The sequence below is a fragment of the Cellulophaga sp. BC115SP genome (genome assembly GCF_009905545.1).
Taxonomy (GTDB): Bacteria; Bacteroidota; Bacteroidia; order Cytophagales; family Spirosomataceae; genus Flectobacillus; species Flectobacillus rivi.
The window spans coordinates 1-2,785 of sequence record NZ_JAAALB010000113.1; the positions used below are offsets into that span (position 1 = coordinate 1).

Here is a 2,785-nt window from a genome sequence, read left to right on the forward strand (position 1 = left end):
CTTAAGTTTACTACACCGCTTCCACATACTGCGCCATTCGTTACATTTCCTGAACTTGGGGCACTTGGGATTGGGTTTACTGTGCCTACTACTGATTGACGTGAGTTCGTTGCAGTCTCACAAGTCGTAGTATTATCTTTACAACCTACATAATAAGTTGTCGTCGCTGCTATACTTGGTGCATAACTTGTACCTGTCGACAACACTACTGTCGATGTTTGACTTGCATACCATTGTACTGTTTGTCCTGTCGAACATGTTGCACTTAAGTTTACTACACCACTTCCGCATACTGCACCACCTGATACATTACCTGCACTTGGTGAACTTGGTATTGGATTTACTGTACCTACTACTGCTTGACGTGAGTTCGTTGCCGTTTCACAAGTTGTTGTATTGTCTTTACAACCTACATAATAAGTAGTCGTTGCTGTGATGCTTGGTGCGTAACTTGTACCTGTTGTCAATACACTTGTCGATGTTTGACTTGCATACCATTGTACCGTTTGTCCTGATGAACATACTGCACTTAAGTTTACTACACCGCTACCACATACTGCGCCATTTGTAACATTACTTGAGCTTGGTGCTGGTAGGTTTGGATTTACTGTACCTACTACACTTTGACGGGTTCCTGATGTCGTTTCACAAGTTGTCGTGTTGTCTTTACAACCTACATAATAAGTTGTAGTTGCTGTTAAACTTGGACTGTAGCTTGTACCTGTTGTCAACACACTTGTTGAACTTTGACTTGCGTACCATTGTACCGTTTGTCCTGTTGAACATGTCGCTGTCAAAGTCACTACGCCAGCTTCACATCTTGAAGCGCCTACTACATTACTTGAACTTGGTGCACTTGGAATTGGGTTAACTGTTCCGATTACGCCTCGACGTGTTCCTGTTGCTGTTTCACAATTCGTTGTGTTATCTCTACATGCTACGTAATAGGTTGTCGTTGCCGTGATGCTTGGTGCATAGCTTGTACCTGTTGTCAATACACTTGTTGATGTTTGACTTGCATACCATTGTACTGTTTGACCTGATGAGCATGTCGCTGTCAAATTCACTACACCGCTTCCACATACTGCACCATTCGTTACATTTCCTGAACTTGGTGCACTTGGGATTGGGTTAACTGTCCCTACTACTGCTTGACGTGCATTTGGTGCCGTCTCACAAGTTGTTGTATTGTCTTTACAACCTACATAATAAGTAGTAGTCGCTGCTATACTTGGTGCATAACTTGTACCTGTTGTCAAGACTGTTGTTGAAGTCTGGCTTGCATACCATTGTACCGTTTGACCTGTCGAACATGTTGCACTCAAGCTTACTACACCACTTCCGCATACTGCACCACCTGATACATTACCTGCACTTGGTGAACTTGGGATTGGGTTTACCGTTCCTACTACTGCTTGACGTGAGTTTGTTGCTGTTTCACACGTTGTTGTATTGTCTTTACAACCTACATAATAAGTTGTCGTTGCGGTGATGCTTGGTGCATAACTTGTACCTGTTGTCAATACACTTGTTGAACTCTGACTTGCATACCATTGTACCGTTTGTCCTGATGAACATACTGCACTTAAGTTTACCACACCACTACCACAGACTGCGCCACCTTGTACACTTGATGAACTTGGTGCTGGTAGGTTTGGATTTACTGTGCCTACTACACTTTGACGGGTTCCTGATGTTGTTTCACAAGTTGTTGTATTGTCTTTACAACCTACATAATAAGTAGTTGTTGCTGTCAAACTTGGAGCATAACTTGTACCTGTTGTCAACACACTTGTTGAACTCTGACTTGCATACCATTGTACTGTCTGGCCTGTTGAACATGTCGCTGTCAAAGTCACTACGCCTGCTTCGCATCTTGAAGCGCCTACTACATTACTTGAACTTGGTGCACTTGGGATCGGGTTAATCGTTCCTATTACGCCTTGACGTGTTCCTGTTGTTGTTTCACAATTCGTTGTATTGTCCTTACAAGCTACATAATAAGTAGTCGTTGCCGTGATACTTGGTGCGTAGCTTGTTCCTGTCGTCAATACACTTGTTGATGTTTGACTTGCATACCATTGTACCGTTTGTCCTGTCGAACATGTTGCACTCAAGTTTACTACACCACTGCCACAAACTGCGCCATTCGTTACATTTCCTGAATTTGGTGCACTTGGGATTGGGTTTACTGTCCCTACTACTGCTTGACGTGAGTTCGTTGCCGTTTCACAAGTTGTTGTATTGTCTTTACAACCTACATAATAAGTAGTAGTCGCTGCTATACTTGGTGCATAACTTGTACCTGTCGACAATACCACTGTCGATGTTTGACTTGCATACCATTGTACCGTTTGCCCTGTCGAACATATTGCACTTAAGTTTACTACACCACTTCCGCATACTGCGCCACCTGATACATTACCTGCACTTGGTGAACTTGGTATTGGATTTACTGTCCCTACTACTGCTTGACGTGAGTTCGTTGCGGTTTCGCAAGTTGTTGTATTGTCTTTACAGCCTACATAATAAGTAGTCGTTGCCGTAATACTTGGTGCGTAGCTTGTACCTGTTGTCAATACACTGGTCGAGGTCTGACTAGCATACCATTGTACCGTTTGTCCTGATGAACATACTGCACTTAAGTTTACTACGCCACTACCACAGACTGCGCCACCTTGTACACTTGATGAACTTGGTGCTGGTAAGTTTGGATTTACTGTGCCTACTACACTTTGACGGGTTCCTGATGTTGTTTCACAAGTTGTTGTATTGTCTTTACAAC

General features: G+C 43.1%; 1 pseudogene. It reads right to left on the reverse strand.

Annotated features, from left to right (window positions below):
• A pseudogene (locus GVN22_RS26975) lies at positions 1–2,785 on the reverse strand (hypothetical protein); the annotation flags it as partial.